This is a genomic window from Planomicrobium soli (assembly GCF_003014655.1).
Classification (GTDB): Bacteria; Bacillota; Bacilli; order Bacillales_A; family Planococcaceae; genus Planococcus; species Planococcus soli_B.
Genome location: NZ_PYAT01000007.1, coordinates 1 through 25,976, shown reverse-complemented (window position 1 = coordinate 25,976; position 25,976 = coordinate 1). Strand labels below are relative to the sequence as shown.

The 25,976-nt window shown below is 47.2% G+C and carries 27 protein-coding genes; 11 read left to right on the top strand and 16 right to left on the bottom strand.

Annotated elements, in window-relative coordinates; all coding sequences use genetic code 11:
- The first annotated feature begins 255 nt into the window (after positions 1–255).
- Positions 256–753, top strand: coding sequence for a DUF6241 domain-containing protein (locus B0H99_RS10270; RefSeq protein WP_106533582.1), 498 nt, complete (start codon positions 256–258; stop codon positions 751–753).
- Positions 754–831: 78 nt separating this feature from the next.
- Here B0H99_RS10270 and B0H99_RS10265 read toward each other — a convergent pair whose 3' ends face one another.
- Complete coding sequence (locus B0H99_RS10265; RefSeq protein ID WP_106533581.1) at positions 832–1,035, bottom strand: hypothetical protein; 204 nt, start codon at positions 1,033–1,035, stop codon at positions 832–834.
- A 37-nt stretch (positions 1,036–1,072) separates the two neighbouring features.
- Positions 1,073–2,137: a M42 family metallopeptidase gene (locus tag B0H99_RS10260; protein WP_106533580.1), complete on the bottom strand. Its 1,065-nt coding sequence runs from the start codon at positions 2,135–2,137 to the stop codon at positions 1,073–1,075.
- 223 nt (positions 2,138–2,360) lie between these two features.
- On the opposite strand from B0H99_RS10260, the gene B0H99_RS10255 reads away from it, so the two are divergent.
- Positions 2,361–3,170 carry a creatininase family protein gene (locus B0H99_RS10255; RefSeq protein ID WP_181313647.1) on the top strand — a complete coding sequence of 270 codons (810 nt, stop codon included), beginning with the start codon at positions 2,361–2,363 and terminating at the stop codon, positions 3,168–3,170.
- A gap of 43 nt (positions 3,171–3,213) precedes the next feature.
- Here the strand turns inward: B0H99_RS10255 and pcp are convergent, their stop codons facing one another.
- The 9 genes from pcp to fdhD all read right to left on the bottom strand — a co-directional run bounded on the left by pcp (position 3,214) and on the right by fdhD (position 14,033).
- Complete coding sequence (gene pcp / locus B0H99_RS10250; RefSeq protein WP_106533578.1) at positions 3,214–3,864, bottom strand: pyroglutamyl-peptidase I; 651 nt, start codon at positions 3,862–3,864, stop codon at positions 3,214–3,216.
- Positions 3,865–3,876: 12 nt separating this feature from the next.
- Entirely contained in the window at positions 3,877–6,702 is a 2,826-nt protein-coding gene (locus B0H99_RS10245) for a M14 family metallopeptidase (protein ID WP_106533577.1), read from the bottom strand.
- An 11-nt stretch (positions 6,703–6,713) separates the two neighbouring features.
- On the bottom strand, positions 6,714–7,619 hold the full coding sequence (locus B0H99_RS10240; RefSeq protein WP_106533576.1) for an ABC transporter permease: 906 nt from the start codon (positions 7,617–7,619) through the stop codon (positions 6,714–6,716).
- A 2-nt stretch (positions 7,620–7,621) separates the two neighbouring features.
- Positions 7,622–8,551 carry a nickel ABC transporter permease gene (gene nikB / locus B0H99_RS10235; protein WP_106533575.1) on the bottom strand — a complete coding sequence of 310 codons (930 nt, stop codon included), beginning with the start codon at positions 8,549–8,551 and terminating at the stop codon, positions 7,622–7,624.
- 70 nt (positions 8,552–8,621) lie between these two features.
- Complete coding sequence (locus B0H99_RS10230; RefSeq protein WP_106533574.1) at positions 8,622–10,199, bottom strand: ABC transporter substrate-binding protein; 1,578 nt, start codon at positions 10,197–10,199, stop codon at positions 8,622–8,624.
- Complete coding sequence (locus B0H99_RS10225) at positions 10,199–11,023, bottom strand: IclR family transcriptional regulator (protein ID WP_106533573.1); 825 nt, start codon at positions 11,021–11,023, stop codon at positions 10,199–10,201. The genes B0H99_RS10230 and B0H99_RS10225 overlap by 1 nt, the downstream gene beginning before the upstream one ends.
- Complete coding sequence (locus B0H99_RS10220) at positions 11,020–12,018, bottom strand: ABC transporter ATP-binding protein (RefSeq protein WP_106533763.1); 999 nt, start codon at positions 12,016–12,018, stop codon at positions 11,020–11,022. Before B0H99_RS10220 ends, B0H99_RS10225 begins: the two co-directional genes overlap by 4 nt.
- Complete coding sequence (locus B0H99_RS10215) at positions 12,018–13,010, bottom strand: ABC transporter ATP-binding protein (RefSeq protein WP_106533572.1); 993 nt, start codon at positions 13,008–13,010, stop codon at positions 12,018–12,020. Before B0H99_RS10215 ends, B0H99_RS10220 begins: the two co-directional genes overlap by 1 nt.
- Before the next feature lie 201 nt (positions 13,011–13,211).
- Positions 13,212–14,033 carry a formate dehydrogenase accessory sulfurtransferase FdhD gene (gene fdhD, locus B0H99_RS10210; RefSeq protein WP_106533762.1) on the bottom strand — a complete coding sequence of 274 codons (822 nt, stop codon included), beginning with the start codon at positions 14,031–14,033 and terminating at the stop codon, positions 13,212–13,214.
- Between the two features lie 174 nt (positions 14,034–14,207).
- Between fdhD and fdhF the strand changes: the two genes are divergently transcribed.
- From fdhF to B0H99_RS10175, 7 genes are all read left to right on the top strand, one after another.
- Positions 14,208–17,132 carry a formate dehydrogenase subunit alpha gene (gene fdhF, locus B0H99_RS10205; protein WP_106533571.1) on the top strand — a complete coding sequence of 975 codons (2,925 nt, stop codon included), beginning with the start codon at positions 14,208–14,210 and terminating at the stop codon, positions 17,130–17,132.
- Between the two features lie 19 nt (positions 17,133–17,151).
- Entirely contained in the window at positions 17,152–17,634 is a 483-nt protein-coding gene (locus B0H99_RS10200) for a helical membrane plugin domain-containing protein (RefSeq protein ID WP_106533570.1), read from the top strand.
- A gap of 184 nt (positions 17,635–17,818) precedes the next feature.
- Positions 17,819–18,472, top strand: coding sequence for a Bax inhibitor-1/YccA family protein (locus B0H99_RS10195; protein ID WP_181313646.1), 654 nt, complete (start codon positions 17,819–17,821; stop codon positions 18,470–18,472).
- 66 nt (positions 18,473–18,538) lie between these two features.
- Positions 18,539–18,769, top strand: a complete 231-nt coding sequence (locus B0H99_RS10190) for a hypothetical protein (protein WP_106533568.1) — start codon at positions 18,539–18,541, stop codon at positions 18,767–18,769.
- A 406-nt stretch (positions 18,770–19,175) separates the two neighbouring features.
- Positions 19,176–19,850: a YoaK family protein gene (locus B0H99_RS10185; RefSeq protein WP_181313645.1), complete on the top strand. Its 675-nt coding sequence runs from the start codon at positions 19,176–19,178 to the stop codon at positions 19,848–19,850.
- A gap of 248 nt (positions 19,851–20,098) precedes the next feature.
- Positions 20,099–20,341 carry a hypothetical protein gene (locus B0H99_RS10180; protein WP_106533566.1) on the top strand — a complete coding sequence of 81 codons (243 nt, stop codon included), beginning with the start codon at positions 20,099–20,101 and terminating at the stop codon, positions 20,339–20,341.
- A gap of 192 nt (positions 20,342–20,533) precedes the next feature.
- On the top strand, positions 20,534–20,800 hold the full coding sequence (locus tag B0H99_RS10175; protein ID WP_106533565.1) for a DUF1797 family protein: 267 nt from the start codon (positions 20,534–20,536) through the stop codon (positions 20,798–20,800).
- A 79-nt stretch (positions 20,801–20,879) separates the two neighbouring features.
- On the opposite strand, the gene B0H99_RS10170 is transcribed toward B0H99_RS10175, so the two are convergent.
- The 5 genes from B0H99_RS10170 to B0H99_RS10150 all read right to left on the bottom strand — a co-directional run bounded on the left by B0H99_RS10170 (position 20,880) and on the right by B0H99_RS10150 (position 24,322).
- Positions 20,880–21,242, bottom strand: a complete 363-nt coding sequence (locus B0H99_RS10170) for a hypothetical protein (RefSeq protein ID WP_106533564.1) — start codon at positions 21,240–21,242, stop codon at positions 20,880–20,882.
- Positions 21,243–21,809: 567 nt separating this feature from the next.
- Positions 21,810–22,568: a VanZ family protein gene (locus tag B0H99_RS10165; RefSeq protein WP_181313644.1), complete on the bottom strand. Its 759-nt coding sequence runs from the start codon at positions 22,566–22,568 to the stop codon at positions 21,810–21,812.
- On the bottom strand, positions 22,532–22,891 hold the full coding sequence (locus B0H99_RS10160) for a PadR family transcriptional regulator (RefSeq protein WP_106533562.1): 360 nt from the start codon (positions 22,889–22,891) through the stop codon (positions 22,532–22,534). Before B0H99_RS10160 ends, B0H99_RS10165 begins: the two co-directional genes overlap by 37 nt.
- Before the next feature lie 86 nt (positions 22,892–22,977).
- On the bottom strand, positions 22,978–23,784 hold the full coding sequence (locus B0H99_RS10155; RefSeq protein WP_106533561.1) for a S26 family signal peptidase: 807 nt from the start codon (positions 23,782–23,784) through the stop codon (positions 22,978–22,980).
- A complete protein-coding gene (locus B0H99_RS10150; RefSeq protein WP_245894490.1) occupies positions 23,771–24,322 on the bottom strand; it encodes a sigma-70 family RNA polymerase sigma factor in 552 nt (183 codons plus the stop codon). Before B0H99_RS10150 ends, B0H99_RS10155 begins: the two co-directional genes overlap by 14 nt.
- Positions 24,323–24,777: 455 nt before the next feature.
- On the opposite strand from B0H99_RS10150, the gene B0H99_RS10145 reads away from it, so the two are divergent.
- Together B0H99_RS10145 and B0H99_RS10140 are read left to right on the top strand one after the other, a co-directional pair.
- Positions 24,778–25,089 (top strand): hypothetical protein, encoded by a 312-nt coding sequence (locus B0H99_RS10145; protein ID WP_106533560.1) that lies wholly within the window; start codon positions 24,778–24,780, stop codon positions 25,087–25,089.
- A gap of 219 nt (positions 25,090–25,308) precedes the next feature.
- Positions 25,309–25,755, top strand: coding sequence for a YhfM domain-containing protein (locus tag B0H99_RS10140; protein WP_106533559.1), 447 nt, complete (start codon positions 25,309–25,311; stop codon positions 25,753–25,755).
- Positions 25,756–25,976: the final 221 nt, after the last annotated feature.

Here is a 25,976-nt window from a genome sequence, read left to right as displayed (position 1 = left end):
ATGAGTTTTCAGTGACGCTGACAATTGAAGTTCCATTGCCATCTGATATGCACCTCCTTTAAAGGCAGGTTATTTCTTATGAGTTTATCATACTTGAATCATCTTGCAATTTCCATTTGAAGGAGCCGTATAAGTGCTTCGTTCAGTCGTTCTAGTGCTGCAGAAACCCAGATCTCCAGTTGCCATCCAGGATATGGTAAGCGATAATAGTAATTAAGAACTAATTAAGAATCGTTCATTTTAAGGAGCTTTTACATGAAAAAAACTTTGGCAACTGCATTTATTAGCTTTGGTATCATTGCGCTATTAGCTGTTGGAGGCTACTTGTTCATTCAGCACTTAGGATCCAATGACGAAGAGCCGACTGGCGCAACAGAATATGGGGATTCCAAAGAAGAGCCAGAAGTTCTTGAGACGGTTTCCGCCAGCTTGCCTGAAGACATGAACGAAGCCCGGCTGCAATTTTATCTTCATGAGATGACCCACAGCAAAGTGTATGCAGAAGACAAGTGGGGAGCCGTAAGGCCGATGTCCGAGGAAAACATTGAGGAGCTGTTGGCAATTGTCGAGGCAAGTAAATTTGAAAAGAAAGCCTATTACCGCAACACACTTGAAGCTTGGCAAAAAGGCGACTTTTCCAACGCAGTCGATGTCCATAATACGATTTGGCATTGGCACAATGGTAGTGTCGGCAAAGCTACACGGCTGATGACCGATGAGGAAGAGCAGGCTTATATGGAAGAGAACTTTTAACGTACTTCTCTTCTGCCTCCTTATCCCAATAAAAATTATAGGCAGCCCCCGTTGAAACGGGGGCTGCCTTTTAGCTTGCTATTTTTTCCCACGGTAATCACATACCATATACGCGACCGCTTTCGCTGCCACGAGAACTTCCGCCGTGACATCGGCATCGTTGCAAAGCGGCGGATAATCGGCCAAATACGTAAAGTCGCACGTTACGTCAAACTGAACTTCGATACCTTTTACAAGGCAGTGTATTTCCCGGGCAATAAGGTCTTGTGTTTCTCCGTTCATATAACGGACATCGCATTCGATTTCGATGCTGTCCTTATTAGATGAATTTCATCTCTCCCCAATTCCCGCTGTCCCGCAGCATCGCTTCAAGCAGCTTGAAGCCGGCCTCGAAGTCAGCTAAGTTCGCCATTTCCACCGGCGAATGCGAATAGCGGCGCGGGAACGTGATGGCGGCTCCGTGAATGCCTTCCTTCACCAAATGGATCGAAGAAAGGTCCGTCGTCCCTTTCGACATGACCGACAGCTGATACGGGATACCTTGCTTGTCAGCATAGGACGTGATGAGAGTTTTCATCTGCGGCGACATGATGTTGCCCATCGCGCTTCCAGATAAGAGCGGCAGCACCGGCCCTTTTCCGATGGCGATCGGGTAATAGTTGCCATCCGGCGTGTCTGCGCAGGCGATCGTATCGAGCACGATGGCAAAGTCCGGGTCAATCTTATAGCCGGCGATCTGCGCCCCGCGTAGCCCAACTTCTTCCTGTACGGCTACCACACCGACAATCTTGCCGCTGAAGTTTTTGTCTTGCAGCGCCTTGAACAGCTCTACCAACAGCACGCAGCAACTCCGGTTGTCGATCGCTTTGCCACAGATCAGGTCCTGGTTCGTGAAGCGGTCGAGGTCGCTTATATAGGTGATCGAGTCGCCGATGTTGATGCCCATCTCGAGCACTTCTTCCTTTGATGCGGCGCCGACGTCAACGTACATGTCCTCGATCGGCAGGACCTTCGTCTTTTCGGCCGCCGTCTGCAGGTGGCCCGCTTTCACGCCGATAACGCCGAAATGGTTGTTGACGTTGACTTTGCGGCCGACGAGCAGCGCATCCATCATGCCGCCCGTCCGCTCCATCCGAAGAAACCCGCCAGCGTCAATTGCGCTGACCATGCAGCCGATTTCATCCGAATGGCTCGAAACCATGACGGTTGGTCCGGGTTTATTCCCTTCCAGAACCGCGTAGACATTCCCCATGTGATCCACTTCCACTTCCGCATAAGGCTCTAACAGTTCCACCATGCGTTTGACGACGCTATGCTCCCTTCCCGGGCTTCCGGGAAGTGCCGCCAGTTCTTTCAGACTTTGATAAAATTCTTCTTTAAACATAAGTTCCTCCTTCGGCTATGTACGCTTAAAACATAGAACCATTTTACTGAAAAGTATGACTACGATATATCCCAGTTTATTATACTATAAATTCCTCTCCGCTTTAGCTTGTTCCATCTTGAAGTGTGATTCAATTTCTTTTTTATTAAAATTCTATCGCTCTTCAAAAGATGGAATGTTCTGTTATTATGGATTTATGCTCTAGCTAAAAGGAGAGATGGCCTTGAAAAATGTCTGGCTTCAGGAAAACAAATGGCAGGACGTCGAAGGATACCTCAAAACAAAGAAAACCATCCTTGTGCCGTTTGGCAGCGTCGAGCAGCATGCGCACCATTTGCCGCTCGGTACAGATTCGTTCTTGGCGCAAAAAGTCGCGGAAGATGTTGGAAGAAGTACGAACACGCTGGTTGCCCCTCCTGTCTGGACTGGGTGGGCGCCGCATCACATGGCGTATCCTGGAACCATCACGCTGCGTCCGGAAACTTTGACGGCTGTAGCAGAGGATACTCTTCAAAGCTTGATTTACCACGGTTTCGAAAAAATTCTTATTGTAAACGGACACCGGGAAGCCAATTTGCCTCCTCTGAAAATTGCCATGACCCGGCTCCGAAACAAGACAGGCGCCTTTATCGCCATCGTCGACGCTTTTTATTTCAACGCGGAAGCCGGAAAAAGATTGCGGAAATCCGCTCCCGGCGGAATCGGGCATGCCGAAGAACTCGAAGCGTCCCATATGTTCTACTTGTATCCCGAACTGTGCGATCCGGCAAAGACAGCGACGAACATCGCGGATAAGCATCCATTCCTGCAACACGATCCTTACGCTGAAGGCGATCGGGTGCTTACCGCAAGCGATGTTGCGGGCTACCGCGAAGCGACAAACGGCATTGGCTTGATGGGCGATGCTGCTCCATCGGATGCTGTGACAGGCGAAGCTTACCATAAAGCGTTCTTGGAAAACTTAACGGAACTGATCCGCTATTGCGAGGAAGAAGTCAAAGTCAATGTGCGCAAGCCCGACATTCCGTTATAGGACAGAACAAGAGCCCGTCTCTATGGGAGACAGGCTCTTTTCCTTACCGGTTCACTTCTTCTTCCGGCACCAATGAGCTGTTTTTCACTTCTTCCGACAGCACTTCGATGCACGTAATGATGCCTTTTTTCAGGTCGTCATGTGAAAAGCTCGGAATGTTGCCGTGCTGGATCGCCAGCTCGTGCGAAGCCGGAATATGGATGAAACCCGATGGAATCGACGGATGATGCGAATTCGCGTAATGCAGCCCTTCGTACATGACATTGTTGCACAAATACGTCCCGGCCGTGTTCGATACTTCGGCAGGCAAGCCCACTTCAATAAGACGGTCGACCATCTTGCGGATCGGCAACGTCGACAAGTATCCCGGTTCCCCGTCCGGCTGGATCGGTTCGTCCACCGGCAAGTTGCCTTTATTGTCTTTAACACCATCCTTGAAGTTGATGGCAATGCGCTCCGGAGTAATTTTGTATCTTCCCCCTGCCAGCCCAAGCGAAATTACCGCATCCGGCTGGTTTTCTTCAATGTGCGTAAGCAGTTGCTGGCCCGACGAGTTAAAGTCGACCGTCATAATTTTACCGACGATCTCGTAGTCACCGATGGTCTGGCCGTTCAGTTCCTCCACGATTTTCATCGTCGGGTTCACGGTAAAATCAAGAAATGGTTCAAATCCGGTCAATAATAATTTCGGCATTTGGTTTTCCTCCTAAAATTTGAATTGCATCGGGCGCTCACGGTATTTGGTTAGGCCTGAACCAAGAGGCGTGGTTTGCTGTTTCTGCAGCAGCTCCAGCACTCCCAGATTGAACAGGATGTGCGCCTCGATGCAGCTTTCCAGGCTTTCGCCGTATACCACTTCATCGGCCGCTTCAGATATGATGTCCGCCGCCACCCAGTCCGGATAGCGAAGAATGCTGACGGTCGGGTATCCCGGCGTTACGGTCTGCTGGCGGTAGAAATTGAGATGCGGCGCTTCCTCGATTGGAAACACGTCCGGCAGCCACTCGTGGCCGTACTTGGTGAAGCGCTGTTTCCAGTAGTCGTTTTGTTCCGCGATCGGGGTACCCGCTATTTGTGAACTGATTGACTGCACCAGCGCCTCAAGGTTTCTTTGGTGGAGCTCCTTGTTGGCTCCGCTTGACACTTGGCCGATGCCATAGATTTTCGCGCTCGGCAGGAAATACGACACCGGGAACCGTGGCGGGCTGTTGTAGCCGGCAAACGGCTGCACCCACTCGTGCGCAGGGATGCCATGGTCATCCACGACAATGTCGGGTGCCCATTTTTTCATGACGAGCGGCAGCACATTCGCTTCCCCGAAAATTGTCGGCTTGTAACGGACATGAGCAAACTCCAACCCTACGGCATTGTAGCGGGCGGCGTGGTGCTTCCATTCCGGATGCTCGTCCGTCATCTTTTGGAGCAGCGCGAAACCGTCCGGATTGGAATTCGGAATAACGACGATGTTCAGATCCTGCGTATACCGATCGGCGTTTTCCAGAAGCTGCAGAATCGCCGGTGTGCTCGAAACTTCGTTGGCGTGGTGGCCCGTTTCGATGACGACTGTCTTTTTGAACAGCGTCAGCTTGATCGGAGAATCAAAAGTTTCACCGGACTTTATGTAGTATTCGAGCACCGGTATCGGCAAACCTTTGTAAGAATGATCGGCTATTACGGAATGTCCGAGGCTTGTGCCTTCGCCAGGCAGCCCGATTTCCTGTTTGCGGACCGGCATCGTCGCTTCATTGCCGTCTCCTGAAATCGTCGCCGATATAAACTCCCCCGACTCCCCGAAGTGAATGCGGACCGTTTTCGGTTGAAGAGGCTTGCGGTCGTCCCACTGATAGACCCGGATGGCCGCTGCTGGATGGGCACCTTCATGGATATGCATGAACGGATGGATGCCTCCCGGCGCATCGAACGGCACTCCGCTTTCCTCCACACCCCAGTTCGCAAAAAAGTCCAGCGTATTGAAATACAGATCTTCGTAAAGCGCTTCTAGCGAGGACGTGCGCTCTTCGTCCACAAACAGCTTTTCTTCTTCTTCACTCATTGTAACCTCAATTTCAATGCGGTCAAAGAACGGACGGTCATAACCTTGTCCGGAATTAAAATCAGCAAGCTTTTTCTGCAGGTCTGGCAGAAATTCCTGCAGATAATGGAGGTAAAAGCGTTCCCGGTCCGTAGCCACCGGCATTTCCCGCACCAGCTCCTGGTCCTGATAAAGCCTGACCGCACCGGTACTTGGGTAGGCAAATTGGTGCCGGGTGATGTAAGGAATTTTCGCAATCGGCACTTCCAAGGCGCCGATTTCTTTTCTCCGTCCATCCGCGAACAGCGCTTCCACCCTGTATGTTGACTCCTGCCCATTGTGCAGCGAGAACGTCACCGCATCCGCCTTTAGGTGAGTTTCTTTTTCCGCGATGCTGTCAATCGGGTACAATTCCTGTATCCAGCGGATTGGCAGCTCGAGCCCGCCTTTGTTTGCTTCCTTACGGACCGAAATATGCAGTCCAGTGCAGTCCGGATCGAGATTCGGGAGCAATTCTTCGCGGATCCAGTGGAATCCCGCCTTGAATGCCGAACGGACGACCGCCGTCTCCACGTCGGGAAATTCGCTGAGCAAGTCCTTTTCGAAACTTTTGCGGGCCGTCAGCGGCTCGGATAGAAAAACTTCCAGGCGGTTGCCCGGCAGCTGCCCCGTATCTTCAATCGCTGCAAGGACCAGCTCCCGTTCAGAACGGTCTTCCCACTCCGCTTCATACCAAAGTTCCGCTTCGGTTTTATCATTAACGATCATCTCTTGTTCCCAGTAGCCGAATTCCCCTTGCTGGCTCCAGTGTTTGGAGTTGTTCAGCGTCTGAAGCGCCCATGGGCAGCTGTCGACTGATCCCGTCAATTCAAAGCGGTTTTCCTCAACCAACTGGAGTTCCGTTTCTTCTCCTTGCGTAATGCAGAAAGAGATGCGCGCTTCTTCGTTTTTTGTAACCGGCAGATTCAATGAAGTGCTATACAACGCGCACCGGGCCGCAAAATGGCACAGCTCCTTGAACAGTCCCTGCGTCTGCAAAGCGCTTTCCACCTCAATGTTCAGGCTCAGTTCATGGTGTGGCGTTGCCTCATCAAAGGAACCGAAACCTGAAAAGCTCCAGATATCGGACAAGCTCCGAATAGAGTTTTTTGGTTCATCCGCGATTTCCCGCTCTTCCTGTCCGCCTGCTGCAAGCTGGGCAAGCAGTTGTGACAGTTCCTCTTCGCTTTCGTAAAAGCAGGTCAAGCGCCCGTCTTCGAAGCGGGCCTCCGTGGCATCTGATGGTTCAAATTTCATTACTGCCTGCTGGCCGCTGTTTTCAAAAAAATCATAGGACAAGGCGGTTGTTTCCAGCCCCATCCGCGCAAAAAAGTCCAATAATCCAAGCGGCATCAATGTTTCCGGCAAATCAACAAAAATGGAGACGCCGTCGATCACGCCATCGCCATTTTTGTCCCTCAGTAATCCTTCTGTTGACCAAAGAATTTTTTCCAATGTCATCCCTTTATCACCTACACTTTTAGATTTGGATCGTAACGGTCACGCAGCCAGTCACCCAGCAAATTGAAGCCCAACACAGTCAGCATGATGGCGACTCCCGGAAATACCGCAGTCCACCAGGCAGAAGTGATGTAGTTCCGGCTGTCGGCCAGCATGCCGCCCCATGATGGAATGGTCGGATCAACCCCGAGCCCAAGGAATGTCAGCGATGCTTCCAGCAGGATAAATTCCGCAATGTACATCGTTCCAAGAACAAAGATAGATGACAGGACATTTGGCAGAATATGCTTGCGGATAATTGTGAAATTGGTTCCGCCGATTGCTTTCGCCGCATGGATAAACTCCTGTTCTTTCAAGGAAATGACCTGGCCCCTGATCAAGCGGGCAAATCCGACCCAATAGGTGATTCCAAGAATGATGATGATTTTCCAGACCCCTGTCCCGAGTACGCTCATAACCACAATTGCGAAAAGGATGAACGGGAATGCCAATTGGACATCGGCCGCCCGCATGATGAAATCGTCCATCCACTTGCCGAAATATCCTGAAATTAGCCCAAGAATCGTTCCGAGGACCAATGAAATCAAAACCCCGAAAAGGCCGACCATCAAGGAAATGCGGGCACCGTAAATAATACGGCTCAGCAGGTCGCGCCCCAGCTGGTCACCTCCAAGAAAGTATTGTGACTCTCCCGTAGTGTCTTGCCAGGTCGGGGCATCCAAGCGGGCGGTCAAGCTGGCATCGGTCGGCCCAAAAGGCACGATCCAAGGAGCCAATAAGGCACTGCCAACACTGAGTGCTACAAGAAGCAGGCCGAGAACACCGATGGGGTTATTGCGGATGAACGCAAAAAACTTCACAGCTCCCGACTTTTTTTTCTGCTTTTCAACTACCGGCGTCGATTGCACGTTAGCCATTGTTACGCCTCCTTCCCTGTTTTTATGCGTGGATCGATCAATGTGTAACTCAAATCAACCAGCAAGTTGACGACCACCATGATGATCGCCAGGAATATCACGCCGCCTTGGATCACCGGGTAATCACGCTGGTTAATGGCATCGATGATCAGCGTCCCGATTCCGGGCCATGAAAAGACCTGTTCCACGATGACCGTTCCGCCGAGCAGTGAACCGAACTGCAGCCCCAAGAAAGTGACTGTCGGCAGCAAGGCATTTCTGAAGCCGTGCTTCATGATGACCGACCATTCGCTGATGCCTTTTGATTTGGCCGTCGAAATGTATTGCTGGTTCAGCACCTCGAGCATCGACGAACGGACAAGCCGAGCGAGAATTCCGGACAAAATCATTCCAAGTGTGATGGACGGCAAGATCAGGTGCTGAAAACTGTCGAATCCTGAAGCTGGCAGCCATTGCAAATAGACGGCAAATACCAAGATCAGCATGATGCCAAGCCAGAAGTTCGGAAATGAGATGCCGACCAATGAAAAAATCCGCCCGAAAAAGTCCACTCCCGAGCCGCGTTTGACCGCGGACAGGATTCCGACAGGAAAAGCGATCAAAATGGCGACTACTATGCCCCCGAGCGCCAGGGAAAGCGTCGCCCATGCCCGCTCCATGATCAATGTGGTCACCGGCATTCCGCTGCGGAATGACTCCCCAAAATCAAATGTCAGCAAGCCTTTTATGAAAATCGCGTACTGGACCGGCAAAGGCTTATCCAAGCCTAAATTGGCGCGTACTGCTTCAATCGCTTCTTTCGATGCTTCCCCAGTGGAAAACATAACTGACACCGGATCACCCGTCAGGCGGATCGAGAAGAAGATGATCAACGAAATAACAAAAACAACGAGCAGCATATGCAACATTCTTCTGACTATATAAGCGAACATAAACTGTCCCTCCGTCCCCATTTATAAAGAAAGAGATAGTATGAAGACCATACTATCTCGATTTGCTAACTTATTCGACAGTGACTTCTTCCAGGCGCAACCGGTCTTCATGAGGCGGCTGGAAGTTCTTTACGCGGTTATTGACCGCGTACAAGTCAACGGCTTGATACAGGTTGACTTCCGGAGCAAGCTCATACAATACCTCAGTCAATTCCTTGAATATGGCTTCGCGCTCGTCCTGGTCCACTGTATTTCGCTGGGCAGCCAGCAGTTCTTCCACTTTTTCGTCTTTGAATGACGGGTTCCACTGTTCGCCTTCGTGGTACATCAAGTACGCCGTATTATCGAAATCGAGCGTCCATCCGCCCCAGCCCATGCGGTACATATGGCCGGCTTCTGCGTTCGGGATCAAGTCCGAAATCAACGTAGTTTGGTCCACGCTGTTGATGTTCATCTTCAGACCGGCTTCCTCCAAATAGAAGGCGACCGCCTGGGCGATTTCCTTGAAGTTGCCGTCGTCACCCGGGATGTAGACATCAAGCGCCGTGCCTTCAGCAACTCCCGCTTCTTTCAATAGTTGTTTTGCTTTTTCCGGATCATACGGATATGGCTCTAAATCCGGGTTGTTTCCGAATGACAGCTCGCTTTGGAATGTGCTGATCGGCATGCCGTAGCCGCCCATAATTTCCTCTAGGATGGCAGTTTTATCGATGGCATAATTGATTGCCTGGCGGACACGGACATCGTCCACCGGTGCTTTAGCGGTATCAAAACGCAGTGCATAAACCGTCGGCGTACCTACTTCCTTCAACTCCAAAAAGCCGCTGTCTTTCACGGAATCCGCCTGTGCCACTTCAACGCGTTTCATAATGTCGATTTTGCCTGTCTGAAGCTCCGCCAGACGCGTAGAAGCTTCAGGGACGACTTTAAATGTCACCTTGTCTAGTTTCGGCAGCCCTTCCTGCCAGTAGTTTTCGTTTTTCTCCAGAACAATCGTCTGATCGCGCTTGTATTCCGTCATTTTGAACGGTCCTGTTCCGACAGGGTTGTTGTTGAAATTCTCGTCCCCTTCTTCTTGAACATACTTCGGAGGAACAATCACTGCGCCGTATCCGGCAAGCTTCGTCAATAAAACCGGATCCGGCGTATTCAATTTGAATTGGACAGTAAAGTCGTCAATCACTTCAACCGAATCGATCGATGTGTAGTTGGAATATTGCGGGCCTTTCTGGCCTTCCTCGCCCAATAGGCGGTCAAACGAGAACTTCACGGCTTCCGCGTTGAACGGCTCACCGTTGTGGAATTCGATTCCTTCGCGAAGCTTGAATTCCAGCGTCGTGTCATCCAGATACTCATAACTCTCAGCAAGACCCGGTTTCAGCTCCAGGTCGAGTGTCCGTTCCATCAATCCCTCGAAAACGGAGTTCGCTACGGTGCTCCAGTCCAGCAGGAACGTATCGATCGGATCCCAGTTTTGCGGTTCGGCAGTTACGCCGATGACAATTTCATTTCCGCGGTCGGTCACCGGATTGCTTTCGTTTTTCTTCGTATTCCCTTGCCCTTGCTCACTCCCGCCGCCTGAGCACGCTGCCAGAAACATAACAAGAACCATCAGCAATGAAACCGTTCTTAATTTCAGCTTCTTCATTACTCCATCCCCTTAATGTTGTTTTTTATGAGTCGAGGGCCATACGGGTATGGACCTAAAAATCCTATTTTGGCAGAAACTTGAGACGCAACATTCCATAAAGACTCGATATATTGGGGCAAATTATCTTTTGGGAGCGATGATTCGAAACCGGCGATGCTGATGGAGAATTCCACATCGCCTTTGCGGTTGAATATCGGCACGGCAATCGACACGGTGCCTTCTACAAGTTCCGAGGCGCTGTAGGCGAAACCGTCCTGCCTGGTTTGGCGGATGTGCCGCCAGACGTCCTCTTTTGTCTTTGGCGTATTGCTGGCATAGATCTCCAGCGGATTTTTCAGCACTTCTTCAATTTCTGCATCGTCCAAAAACGATAACAAGATACGCGTACATGCCCCGGCATATAAAGGGGCGCTGCGGCCGACCCGCGTATATAGCCGGACCGGGCTCTTGCTCTCCACTTTTTCGATATAGACACCGGAATGGCCATTCCGTTCCACCAATTGAACGGCTTCGCTGAAATTCAGCTGCAGCATTTTCATGAACGGCAAGGCAATTTGGCGGATTTCCATGTTGTTGGCGACCAGTTCGCCGAGCTGAAGAAATTTGATGCCCAGCGTATAGATGGTGTCTTCGACCAGCTCCCCGTTCCGCTCCACGGTCGCCCGCTGGATATACCCATATTCCATAAAGCTGTGAAGCAGCCGGAGAACGGTCGCCTTCGGAATATTTGTGTAGCTTGAAATTTCCTCAAGCCGCCATGCAGGCTTCTCTTCCGTGAACAAGTTCAAAAGATGCAAGCCCTTCTCGATTGTTTTGCTCATCCGGTCCTCGTTTCCGTTTCCTGGTACAGCAGACAGGAGACTCGGTGATCGCTTTCAGCTTCTAAGAGCAGCGGTTCTATGGTGCTGCACACTTCCATGCGGGCAGGGCATCTTGTATGGAAAGAACAGCCCGATGGCGGATGGACCGGGCTTGGCACATCCCCTGTTAGAATAATGCGCTCTTTTTTCTGCAACGGGTGCGAACTTGGCAGAGCCGACAGAAGCGCCTGAGAATACGGATGAAGCGGGCGATCGTAAAGCTTTTCTTTCCCGGTGATCTCCACCATTTTCCCGAGGTACATGACGCCGATCCGATCGCAAAAATGCTTCACGACACTCAAGTCATGGGAAATAAAAATGTACGTCAAACCGAATTCCTTTTGAAGATCCTTCATCAAGTTCAACACCTGGGACTGGATGGATACATCCAAGGCAGAAACCGGTTCATCCGCAATGATCAGCTTCGGTTTTGATATAAGGGCCCGTGCGATGCCGATCCGCTGCCGCTGGCCACCGGAGAATTCATGCGGCAATCGTTTCAGCTGCGCCAATGTCAGCCCTACCTGGTCGGCAACTTCCTCGACGCGCCGTCTTCTTTCCTTGGCATCTTTCACCCCGAAATTGATAAGCGGCTCTTCAACGATATCGAAAACGCGCATACGCGGATTCAAAGAGGCAAAAGGATCCTGGAAGATGATCTGGATATCCTTTCTCATTTTCCGCATTTCCGTTTTGTTCAAGCCCACCAAATCTTTGCCTTCAAAATAGATATGGCCATCTGTCGGTTCAATCATGCGCAGAATCGCCCGGCCGGCTGTGCTTTTTCCGCAGCCCGACTCGCCGACAATTCCGAATGTTTCTCCGCGCTTTACATCAAACGAAATGCCGTCAACCGCCTTTACATGCTGCACCGTCTTTTTCCCTGTAATTCCTCCTTTGATAGGAAAGTGCTTTTTCAGGTCTTCCACCCTGAGCAGTTCATCCGTGTTCAGCATCATAAAACCGCCTCCTTTTTAACGCTTGCTTCCTCGTACAGCCAGCATTTCACCTTTGTCCCTTCAGGAGTGTCGAACAACGGCGGATTGACTGAGCACCTGTCATGGACAAAGGGGCACCGGGGTGAAAACTTGCATCCGATCGGCATATTTCCCGGTGCCGGGACAATCCCCGGAATCGACGACAAATATTCCATCTGTTTATTGATGTCAGGAAGTGATTCCAGCAACCCTTGCGTATAGGGATGCTTTGGCGAATCAAACAAATCCACCACTTTGGCTTTTTCCACAATTTCTCCGGCATACATGACCATCACGCGGTCGCACATTTCAGCGACTACGCCTAAATCATGAGTGATCAAAACGATCGACATATGCAATTTTTCTTGTATTTCTTTCATCAGTTCCAGAATTTGGGCCTGTATCGTTACGTCCAGCGCGGTTGTCGGTTCATCTGCGATCAAAATTTCAGGATTGCACGCCAAAGCGATGGCGATCATGATCCGCTGCCTCATCCCTCCGGACAATTGATGAGGGTATTCATCCAAAACTTGTTCAGGGCGCGGTATGCCGACAAGCTTCAGCATTTCCAAAGCCCGCACACGCGCCTGCCTTTTCGAGACGTTTTCATGGTTCAGCACAATTTCCATGATCTGATCAGCGACCGTATAAACCGGGTTCAACGAACTCATCGGCTCCTGGAAAATCATCGAAATCTTTTTGCCTCTCACCGACCGCCAGTCCTTGTTCTTGAAATTTTTGAAGTGCATGTCTTCAAGGATAATGTCCCCGCTCTGCCAGTCTACTCCCGGAGGCAGCAAGCCCATCAAAGCAAGGGAAGTCATACTCTTGCCGCAGCCCGACTCGCCGACGATTCCCAACGTCTCCCCTTTGTTCAGATGAAAGCTGATGCCGTTAACGATCGGGATTTCCTTATTATCTTGATTGACGCCCACCTTCAAATTAACGACTTCCAAAAGTTTTATATCCATCGAAACTCCTCCCTCCATTTCAATATTTGAAACAAAGTTTCATTTCTTGTAATGCCAGTGTAAAGAGTTTTCTGAATTATCGCAATACAATTTTATTAATAATTTCATCATTTTATTGCCACGAGCGCTTTTTGAAAATCCCCACAAAAAAACCATGAACCTCAGGTCCATGGTTAATCAATTCAAATGCTTCTTCGTGTTTCAATAATCCGAAATAGAGATGCCCGATGGCTGATCAGCTACAATCCGCTCCGGATGCGTATACAAGTTGAACGACCCGCCGCGGATAAAGCCGACAGCCGTGATGCCAAGTTCTTCGGCAAGCTCTAGTGCAAGTTGGGTCGGTGCCGATTTCGACAGGATGACTTCACAGCCGATCTTCGCGACTTTCAGCAAAATTTCAGACGAGATGCGGCCGCTGAAGACGATGACTTTGTCGCGGACCGGAATATCGTTCCGCAGGCAGTGCCCGTAAATTTTGTCAAGCGCGTTATGGCGGCCGATGTCGACACGCGACAGGAAAAAACCGTCTGTACTGCAAAGCGCCGCATTGTGGACACCGCCTGTCTTGCGGAACGTCTCGGCACCATCGTCCATCTTCCGCATGAGTGCAAAACAGTCCTCAGGCGTCAGTTTGACCCGCGCCTCCTTCATCGTCTTCGCGGTGATGGCGTCGTGGGCAAAGACGAAGCCTTGCCGGCTCATGCCGCAGCAGGACGACACGAAGCGCTTGTTCTGCAGCTGTTCATAAAACGGATAGACCTTGTCCGCCGTAATGTGGACAACGCCCGCTTTCTCATCGATCCTGATGTTTTTAATGTCCTGATGGTTCGGAATGATGCCTTCTGATGCCAGGAATCCTACCGCCATGTCCTCGATCCATTCCGGCGAACAGACGATAGTGATGAATTCACGGCCGTTGATGTGGATGGTGATGGGCTCTTCTACAACGACCTGATCCTCTTTCTCAGTGAATGACCCGTCTGAATAGCGTATCACGGTACGTCTGTTATGCTGTTCCACTAGCAAATTCACGCTCCTTCAGAAAATTTTTCAGTTTTTTAATTATTCCGTAAATAGATGGCAGACTTTTCTTAAATTGATTATACTATTACCAAACAATGGGGTATACCACAAGTGTTAGCCGCCTTGTTGGCGGATATCCCTATAATCACGACATTAAAAGGAGGTACTGGCATGCCGATTATCATCAATGGTTCAGCTTTTGACTTTGAACCCGGACAAACGATTCTCCAAGTCGTCAACGCAAATAAAATCACCCATCCGCAAATCTGCTATATGCCTGAAGTAGATCCGATCCAGACCTGCGATACGTGCATCGCGGAAGTGGACGGCCAATTGGTGCGCACCTGTTCGACGATGGCCTTGGACGGAATGAGCGTGCAGCTCGGTTCCACCCGTGCAAAAGCGGCGCAGACCGAAGCGATGGACCGAATACTCGAGAACCATCTGCTTTACTGTACGGTGTGCGACAACAACAACGGCAACTGCAAAGTACATAACACTGTTGAGATGATGGAAATCGAACATCAGAAATACCCGTTCGAACCAAAATGCTCGACCGATGCAGTTGACTTCACCAACCCGTTCTACCGCTATGACCCCAACCAGTGCATCGCCTGCGGCCAGTGCGTGGAAGCCTGCCAGAACCTGCAGGTCAATGAAACCTTGACGATGGACTGGGAACGCGACCGGCCGATTGTGCTATGGGACGGCGGCGCGAAGATTAACGACTCATCATGCGTCAGCTGCGGCCACTGTGTCACGGTCTGCCCGTGCAATGCCCTCATGGAAAACACCATGCTCGGCGAAGCCGGTTTTATGACCAGCCTGAAACCGGAAATCCTGAATCCGATGATCGACCTTGTGAAAGACGTTGAACCGGGCTATAGCGGGATACTCGCGATTTCCGATGCGGAAGCGGCGATGCGCCATACCCGTATGAAAAAGACCAAGACTGTCTGCACATTCTGCGGCGTCGGCTGTTCGTTCGAAGTCTGGACGAAAGATCGCGAGATCCTGAAGATCCAGCCGGTTTCGGAAGCTCCAGCGAACGCTATCTCCACCTGCGTCAAAGGAAAATTCGGTTGGGATTTCATCAACAGCGACAAGCGCATCACCACGCCGCTTATCCGGCGCGGCGATGAATTTGTCGAGGCCTCATGGGAAGAAGCGCTCGACCTTGTCGCTGCCAAACTCGGCGGCTACAAGCGTGACTACGGGAAAGATGCCATCGGCGTCATTTCCTCATCGAAAATCACCAATGAAGACAATTATGTGCTCCAGAAAATCGCACGCCAAGTGTTCGAGACGAACAACATCGACAACTGCTCGCGCTACTGCCAGTCCCCGGCAACGGACGGCCTGTTCCGGACGGTCGGCATGGGCGGAGACGCCGGTTCGATCAAGGACATCGCCAAAGCTGGCCTGGTCATGATCATTGGAGCCAATCCGGCGGAAGGGCACCCGGTGCTCGCGACCCGCATCAAACGCGCGCACAAGCTGCACGGCCAAAAACTCATCGTCGCCGATTTGCGCCGTAATGAAATGGCGGAGCGCTCGGATCTTTTCATCAGCCCGAAACAAGGGACCGATCAGGTATGGCTAATGGCCGTGACGAAATACATGATCGACAACGATCTGCACGACGAGGCGTTCATCCGTGAAAACGTCAACTTCTATGAGGAGTTCAAAGAAGTGCTTGAGAGATACACGCTTGACTATGCCGAAAGAGAAACCGGCATTCCGCAGGAAACCTTGATTCAGATTGCGCATGCGATTCATGAAGCGGACGGCACCTGCATCCTGTGGGGCATGGGCGTCACGCAGAACACCGGCGGTTCGGATACTTCCGCCGCGATATCCAACTTGCTGCTGGTTACTGGCAACTACCGCCGACCTGGCGCAGGCGCTTACCCGCTCCGCGGCCACAACAACGTGCAAGGCGCTTGCGACATGGGCTCACTTCCTGGATGGCTTCCTGGCTATCAGCACGTTACGGACGACGCAGCCCGCGAAAAGTTCGAGCGCGCGTACGGTGTGAAGATCGACTCCAAACCGGGCTTCGACAACGTCACCATGCTCCGCGCGATCGATGCCGGCAAGATGAAGGCGATGTACCTGGTCGGCGAAGACATGGCACTCGTCGATTCCAACTCCAACCACGTCGACGAAGTACTATCGAAGCTGGACTTCTTTGTTGTCCAAGACGTCTTCTTCTCGCGGACGGCCCAGTATGCCGATGTAATTTTGCCAGCTGCCCCGTCACTTGAAAAAGACGGCACGTTCACCAACACCGAGCGCCGCGTCCAGCGTTTGTACAAGGCGCTGCCGGAACTCGGCAACTCGAAGCCGGACTGGTGGATCACCCAGGAAATCGCCAACCGCTTGGGCGCCGGCTGGAACTATAGCCATCCGAGCGATATCTTCGATGAGATGGCAAGTTTGGCGCCGCTCTTCTCCCAGGCAAACTATGACGTATTGGAAGGATGGAACAGTTTCCAATGGGGCAGCCTTGATGGCTCGCACACGCCGGTCCTTTACCTTGATGGCTTTAACTTTGAAGACAAGAAAGCGCGCTTCTCCCTGTTTGAATGGGTTCAGCCGGTGGTGTTCCCAGCCGAGTACGACTTGCACATCAACAACGGACGGCTGCTTGAACAGTTCCACGAAGGCAATCTGTCCGATAAATCGGGCGGCATCCATCAAAAAATGCCGCAAACCTTCGTCGAAGTGTCGCCGGAACTGGCGAAAGCGCGCGGCGTCGAGGACGGCTCGCTTGTGCGGTTGGTCTCTCCTTACGGCGCACTGAAAGTGCCGGCATTTGTCACTGACCGCGTGAAGGGCAATGAGCTGTTCTTGCCGATGCACTCGACCAACAAGGAAACGGCCATCAACTTTCTGACGGGCCCTGCCGTTGACCGGGTAACCAACACACCGGCCTTTAAGCAGACGAAAGTGCGCCTTGAACTGCTCGAGAAAAAAGGCAAAAGCCCGATATCAAAATCAAATCCGCGCGGCAAAAAGCGCACGCCGACACGGGGCATTGAAGTTGAACGGAAATGGCAACGCCCTGGTTACGTGCCGCTGACCGATCAATAAGAAAGGAATGTGATGTGTCATGGCAACACCGATCACGCAGATCACCAAGCGACAGCTGACGCCGGAAGAAGAAAAAGAAAAGAAACTGGGCGAACTTGAAACCCTGCTCGTCCAGCAGGATCAGGCGCTCAATAAAATACTGGAAATTACCGGAGAACTGAACGACGCCGGCATCTTGGACGCAGTACGGGCAATGGTGAAAGCACGCGAAAACTTGACCGGCATTGCAGTGCATCAAGCTTCCCGTGAACCCGTTACCAACCTTATCAACAATGCGATGAAAGCGGCGGCGGTTGTCACGACCATCGATCCGAACACGACAGGACGTGTCATGGACAGCGTTAAAAGCGGGCTTGACGAAGCCGAACTTCACCGGGACACCCCGAAAAAAGTCGGCATCTTCGGCCTAGTTAAAGCGTTGCGCGATCCGGACGTCAACCGCTCGATCCGGTTCGGCATCAATTTTCTGAAAGGCATGGGACGCGAGCTTGGCCGGAAATAAGTTCATAGCCATTACAAACAAAGCCGCTTCTACTCCGGTAGAAGCGGCTTTGTTTGTTTGTTAAGGATCTGACTAGAATCCAGCTTCCTCTGTTTCATTATCGCTTGAAAAAATTTTTTCGGAACAGTGAATCCATAGCAGGTCTATTGACGTATACTGTATATAGAAAAAGGGGGATATGTACATGTATTCACATTATGAATTAGAAAAAGAGATGCCGAACAACGAAATGCTGAAAAGCGTTTTGAGCTTCTTTTCGTTGCTATGGGTGGTCTCAGGCATCGGTGTTATTGCGGGTCAATTTGTGCCGCCCGCACTTATGCTTCCATTGATGATTGTTGAAGTGATTCTTTTGATCTCCATGATCTTTATCCGAAAAGCAAGAAAAGCGGGCAGAACGTTCGCAATGGTATTCGCCTTGATCAGCGGTGTGACGCTTTATCCTGTACTGACCTACTATGTGGGCAGCCTTGGCGGAGAAGTTGTCCTCGCGGTATTCGTTTCGACTGCAGTTGTCTTTGCAGCCTACGGACTGATCGGCTACCGGATGAACAAAAACCTGGTCGGCTGGTCGAGCTACCTGTTTGTCGCGCTGATTGCCTTTTTCGTGATTTCACTTTTCGGATTCTTCGTTCCGTTCTCAAGCGGCTTTGCGATGATGCTGTCAATGGGAGGCGTACTCCTGTTCTCGCTCTACACTATCTATGATTTCAACCGCATCCGCCACCAGCCGATGACGGATCAGGATGTGCCTTTCGTGGCCATCGGCTTGTATCTGGATTTCCTGAACCTGTTCTTGAATATCCTTCGCCTTACATCGTTCTTATCAAGAGACTGATAGATTGCTCCACACGAAAAAGCCCCTTTTTAGAGGCTGTTTTTATAGAATGAAGGAGGACTTACATTGCATTTGGTATTATCAATTGTTCTATCAACTATATTAGGATATCTACTACTTATAATGGGACCGTTGGTCGGCGGTTTAATTGCTTTTGGCATAATTGCAGGCACCTTGTTTAGGGGATTGTATCTTTTAAGTGAGGTCCATAAGATGCTGCTGAAAGAGAAACCAAAGCTGAATAAAGCGCAACAGGCTAGAGAAAACTATTTGAAACAGAGAGATGAGCTGGGCTAGAAGCAGGAAATTGTCTTTATTCGTTTTCGTGAATATTGGGGTTTCCCTATAAACATTAAAGGTTGAATCTATTAAATTAGAATCAATCTTTTTTTGCGGAATATAATATTCTGAGCCTGAAAGGTATTAAAATCAAGCACTGCAGCTTTAGATTGTAAATTCAATATTTCCAATACATATTAACCCTTTATTCCCTCACTTATTTTCATCTGTTGAGAGTTTTTCAAATACATATGTCTTGTAATCATGTAAAATATCTACTTCGATAGTTTATGGGATTATTCGACGTTATTGCTGACACTCCACTTGTTTACCGCTCTATAATTTTTGATATCCCACTCTAAATTAACCTATTGATATTATGTACATTAAAAAGGATCCATCTTCAAAGGAGTTTTATTCATCTATGACAACGAAGAAAAATGAAACACTCTACATCGGTACTATTCTAACGGTCATCGCCTCTTTTTTAATGGGGTTTATCGACGCCTATACATTTTTGCTGCAAGACGAGGTTTTTGCCAGTGCACAGACTGGAAACCTGGTTAGCTTAAGTGCGAAACTTTTCTTGGGCGAATGGAGAGAAACGATGAGTCATGTCTGGGCGTTTTTCGGATTTGTGATTGGAGCATTTGCAGGTGAAGCTGTGATTGACAGATACCAAGACAGAGGAATGAAAAAGTATAGCTATTATTTGCTGATTCAGACAACCCTTCTTTTTGCTCTTGCCTTATTTCAACAACAACTTACTAGCGCGGTCATGTTGTTCTCGCTTGGAACACTTGCAGGATACGAACTTACAATCTTTCGGAAATTCCGGGATACGTCAGTCAACAACGGAATCATGACCGGGAATACAAGAAATTTGATGGGCTACCTGTATCAGGTCATATTCAATAAAGATTCGAACGCTAAAGCACATTTGACTAATTTAGCGGCTACCGTCTTGATTTTCATGTTAGGTGTAGGTGCGGGAACACTCACTATCCAAATTAACGCCAGTTACAACTTATGGGCTGCATTCAGTATCTCCCTACTCGCATTCGCATGGACAACTTCCCATCCAGCCCGTTCACCATAGGACTAAAAAGTCACCCTTTTTTGTGTTTTAAATTTATTGATGACATATTCTATCATGTTCCACTGGTCATTTTAGGTTGGTGAAATCCATAATCCGATGGCGCTCACTTTAGTTCTTCTTTAATAATCGAGACAAGCTTGCAAACTATCTATTAAGTGGGATACGTGTTAAGCTTGCACAGTTGCATCACATGGATTCTTAATGACTTTTCTTAGTCACTTTCCATAGTCGGAAAGGAAGTCTATGCCATGAAAATTGAAAGTATCAAACTCTTTTTAGAAACGATTTGCGAATATAATAACTCCAGAATCACTCAGACGTTTGTCTCTGATGAAGAGCGTGTTCTATCTGTCCGTTGTTTGCCAGGCACCAGAACTTTTGAAATTTCAGAGCCTGCTGCCGAAAAAGTTTGGCATAATGATTCGATCGAGAATACCGCAGCGTTTATCGTCAGTTTTCTTGAATCCAAAGATTTCACTACTAACTCCTGATTGTTCAGGAGTTTTTTTAATAGCTTTTAAGCAATTAGCCGTATGAACTTTTGCAGGTCACACAGATTCCATAGATTTACTTCGAAATCTCAATCCTTCGATAACATAAAAGATCCCCTCATCATTAAGGGTTCAGGGATTCTACAGACTTTTTCTTAATCCCTTTCCATTCACAGAAAAGGAGAAGTTTAAATGAATTCCAAAGAAATAATTGAATTACTGTCCGTTTTGCGCAATTCTTTAGGGACTGAGACTTCACAGTCTTATATGGATAAGGAGGAAATCAAAAGCTTAAAAGTTTCCTTTCTCAAGGCTACCGACACTTTTCATATTTCGGACACGGCGACTGATTTTCACTGGCAGTTCGAGTCTATTGAAGAAGCCGCACTTTTTATCAAGAATTACCTGACACCAGACACTAATAAGTATGTAAGTTTCACAATCAAAGCCAGGAAGTGATGTTCCGTTCCTGTATACCGGCTCCAGGTCGTGCTGTCAATCCAAAGAATACGCAAGCTACGGGTTGGAGAAAGTGGATTTACGTAATAAACTTTTCCCGGAAAGATTCTTGATGAAAAGGCGTCACGTAATAAAGTTCCTTTGGACAGCTCTTTGACAGTCGATAAAGATCCCGAAAGACTTTTTCTGAGATTTTGTAGTACTTCATGCAATTAGGCAAACTCTTCATTTTCTCGCTTGCTTCTTCCATTTTGGTATCTTCTATATCCACCCAGAATGTTTCTATTTTTTTATATGTATCGAAGCCATCCTCCCAAGTGAGTTCTCTTGTTAGACGGGCAAACAATGTAATAACTGTCGAATCATTTTCTACATTTATATCTTTTGATCTGTTGAAATAATAAGCAGTTGAATTTTGAAGTGCAGATTGATTTTTCAGCATTTCCGTTGCCCCTTTTTGATATTGGATTTATCACTTCTTTTTTAAAAAACAGCAGATGGCTGGATTGCTAGTAATATTTAATCTGTCATTTTCATGTTCAGTTTCTATATGCTATATTTTAATTGCCCTTTATTTATAATTATTTAATTCTTAGCTTTTTATCGTACTGACGCTTTTTCACACTCCAAAGTTTCTTCTTTCCGAGCTTCATACTGATTCTTTTTGTAGAAGCCTTGTAAAATCAGTAATTACCTTTACCTATTTGCATATAGTATATATTTACCAGTGTATTTCCTTTTAAACCTTATATAACTATTTTTATAATAGTTAAATTATTATTTAATTTTCCAATCTTCACCTTTTCTCAGTTTATTTCTATGAACTTTTATAAAAGCAATGGCTTTTACTGACATTCTTACATTAGTCAAAAACAAAAAAGAGCACCGGTTGATTTTTAACCGATGCTCTTTTTATGTTTGAAGGGATTTATGTTTTTCAACATCTCTTAGCAGTACCTACCGGTAAAGCGATTATATATAAACTACTATTGAATCAGATTTGTTTTCTTCAGTTGATGGTGTCTTGTGATTTGGATGATGGCAAAAGTCGCCATGTTTTAGTAAAACTTTTGAACACGTAATAACCTAAAATAGCACCGATCGTATTTAGAATGATATCATCCACATCAAATTGGCCGACTCGAAGGAAGAATTGGGCAAGTTCAATTGAGACCGTTATTATGAATCCAAGCATTGCTACTTTTGAAGCGCTGTGAAAGCGTTTAAACAACATAACCAGAAAGATTCCCAAAGGAACAAAAACTACTATATTTCCCAGGATGTTATGAAGAACAATATCTAAATTGAAATTCTGTGATTCTGTTATATAAAGATATGTATTTTTAAACGGAACAATATTGGAATTCAAACTCCATGTTTCTGCGCTGAAGAAACCTTCTTCATTGTATATCCGGAAATAACTGTTAAATGAATCCCGATTTACTATACGATCGATAAGTCTAAATATAAGCAGCTGCCAAAGAACAACGGCTGAATAAATCCCGAAAAACAGCCAACCCGCCTTATGGAAGAAGTTTTTCTTGGGCAAGATGGAAGCTTGCAGCCCTTCTTTTATGGTTTCCGCTTCTCCAAACTCCCGTATCGCCCAAGAAATCGCTTTTTCCTGATCAAATCCTTTTTCTTTATACTCTTGTACCAGCAGTTGTAAATGATCAGTTAACTCTTCAGCCAATTCCTGCTTGTCTTTGGAACTGCATTCCAACTCGCTTGTTATTCGTTCAATATAGGCTTTAATGGTTTTTTCCATTTTTCCCCCTCCGAACATCTGGTAATCAGCTGGCTGACTTTGTTCCATTCTTTTAACTTTCGGACCAGCTCTTTTTTTCCATCTTTGGTGATTCTGTAATATTTTCTTCTGGCTCCTGTATCAGATTCTTCCCAGTAGGATTCAAGAAACAGTTTTGTTTCCAGCCTTTTTAATGCTGGATAAAGGGTCCCTTCGCTCATACTATAAAGATCTTCACTATTTTCCTTTAATTCTTTTACCATCTCATAGCCATACATGTCTCGTTGGTCCATAAGGGACAGCAATAAAATATCGATGCTCCCTTTCATAATCTCCTTATCCATAAACCCACCCCTTTGTTAATCACTTAAGTACATCGTATAACAATGTACATCGTTATACAACTATCTTTTTTGAAGTTACTGTTCATTTACTCTTTATAATAGCCAATTACTTCCCCTTGGACTTCTGTTATTTTTAAGGTATGCTGGCTGCCCCTAAACCAGTCATCACCTGCAACAAAAATTTCATCGTCAGCTAAACGGAATTTGGCCGTATTTCGGGAAAAGATCTCTTTCATAGAATCCACATTTTGAACGGCTCCATTTTCTTTTAAAATCCGGTTGTATTCCTCATTGGAGCTTATCCCCATTCGATGTGCCCGGCCATAAAAAGTGTCCAACTGCTGATCGTTGATATAGATTTGCCCTTCAACAATTTCAATGGCCTCACCGGATAAACCAATTACCCTTCCGATTGTCCGTTGCTTCCCGCCAAAGAACTCAGCTTCATAGACAACCACATCTCCTCTGGCAATGTCCTGTCCTTTATACGCAAGCGGATCGATCAATAACGGATAAGCGGAATATTCATGGTTTCCCCTATCCATCGCATCAGCTTTGAAATCGAATACCTCCAGCGGCTCTTCGTAGTCTGGTAATATTTCAATTTCTGCCACTGTATCCCTATCCGTCAGAACTGGCTTTTCTTCTGGCGAAGCGGCGGGAGTCTGCGTTTCTTGTCCATTCTCATTAAGGGTCAGGATGAGAAATGACGTGGCTACTGCCAGGAGGATGGCAAAAATGGCTGCATATCTAAAAGCGCCAATCCCTTTTCCCGCTGATTTTTTCGATTTATTTTCTTCTTTTATGTTCAGGACAATTCGTTCTTTCAAGGGTTCATTGAAACGGGGACTTTTTCCGATAAACTTATCCATATCCCGCTTAAATCTGTTCATCCGGTAACCCCTCCCATTCTCTCGGGTCTACTTGATCTCTTAACAACGCTTTCGCTCTTTTCAATCGGGTTTTCACGGTGTTTTCCGGGCAATCCAGCAGCTGGCTGATTTCTTTGCTGGTGAACTCCTGATAATAAAAAAGAAGGAGGACTTCGCGGTATTTGGTCGGCAGCTCCAATACTTCACGCATCAGGCTCGTTTGCCCCATTTGCTGTTCAACTGCTTCTTCAGGCGATTTGGAGCTGGATATTAAATTGCCGATTGCCTCTGAAAATAAAGACCGTTTGTTTTTCCAGCTTCTTAAGTAATCATGGCACTTATTAATAGTTATCTTCGTTAGATAAGTTTTGAGGGAGGAACGCTGTTCAAACTGATCCGCTTTTTGGTAGTAAGTAAGAAAGACTTCCTGGAGGATGTCTTCAGCGGCCGGCCAATCCTTTACATACAGATAAGCCAACCGGAGGAGGTATTCGCCGTGATGATCCATTACGTGCTTGAGTTGTTCTTCGTTCAAGCTTTTTTCTATATGATTCCTCACCGCAGAACACACCGCCCTTTCCCGTACACTCGATAGACGCAAGATTTCTGACAATGGTTTCAAAATTTGAAGGATCAGTGAAATTAATTTTCGAGATATGTTTCTTAGTGGAATTTTAAATACAGTGATTTGAAAGTAACTTCCTTCACTTTTAATTATATATAAAAGACTAGAACTAAATTTTTTAAATTCCTCTTTTTCGAAAAAATACAATTTAATTGGAAATTATTTGGTACAATTATGACAGACGGGTTTAAACAAAGATAGATACTATCGGAACATCAACATAAAATAAGGCATTATTATTTCATCTTTAGTTTTTAGAACAGCCTCATCTGCATTGTTCTTATTGGTATTCTTTACAAAAGAGGGCTTTGTTAAGGTTTGCTGTTAGCTTTCTTACTGCACCAACGGGCAAGTACGTTCGAAAAACTAGAGGAAGGGAGAATTATTTAATGGAACATACATTAAGAAAATCAGGCGCCTATGGATTATTACTAGGAATAGCTCTCTCTATTTTGTTTGTCGATTATAAATCCGTTACACCGTTAGATAATGGCTCTTCAGTAACCACTTATAAATCTGGTTTTGAATACATCGTTACGATTCTACGATTCGGCATCATCGGAATGTTTATTGGCTTATTTATTTCTTGGAAGGATTTTGAAAAGAAAAACAATACAGAAAAGAAAAAGTCGTACTATCTTGAATTCTTTATTGCTTTCTTTCTAACTTCTATATTTATAATGTTTGCTTTGAATTGGTAACTTTGAAGGTCGATTCTTTATATTCAGAATGCATAATACATATTCTCATTTTAAAGAGAGCTTGATCCGTTAGAGGTCGATGCTCTCTTTTGCTTTGCAGAAATGCATGTTTTGCTTTGCAGAAATGCATGAATTGCCCTTTCACAGAGAATGTAACTTTAAAGAGATAGCTTGCGTCTAAATGGAATATTTATGTAATACGAAATGGAGTTGTAATAAATGAAGAACATTGCCTTGCTATTATATCTGGCTTTGTCGTCTGCTTTTCTTTTTAGCTGCCAATACGAGACTAAGCGTGTTGAAGCAGAAGAAGAAAAGAGCGAAGTTGAAGTACTTAGAAGTGAGCAGTTGTTACCAAAAAGGGAAATCTCAAAAGTGGAAGTTTCTAAAACAAATGGAATCGACCCAGCGGTTTATGAAGAAAGGGATGTTCTTGTTACGTTTAGTGATGTATTTTCAAGCGCAACGAGAGAATCGGGTATAGCAAATGTGACAAACCCGGATTATCGTTTGAAAGTGACCAATGCAGATGGAGGCAGCCAGAAGTTGTATTTATGGCTTGGTGCTTATGAAGAACAAAGCATGCTGATGAACCCTCATGATACGCATACGATTTACACTATGACACCAGAGCTGACAGCTAAACTAAATGAACTGATCAAATAAGAAAAGTAAATAAAGGACATGAAAAAAGCTATCCAACAAATAATTGAGGCCACTGAAAAACCCTAAGAAAAAGCATCGAATTTCTGATTTTAGAAATTTGGTGCTTTTTTTGTTGTATACTGGTTCTAACTTCAAGGAGGGATAACCATGATGCCAGACAGACCGTCCATGAAACCCAGTCCTTATGCCGCCCTTTATGATCTTGTCATCCCCCACGACCA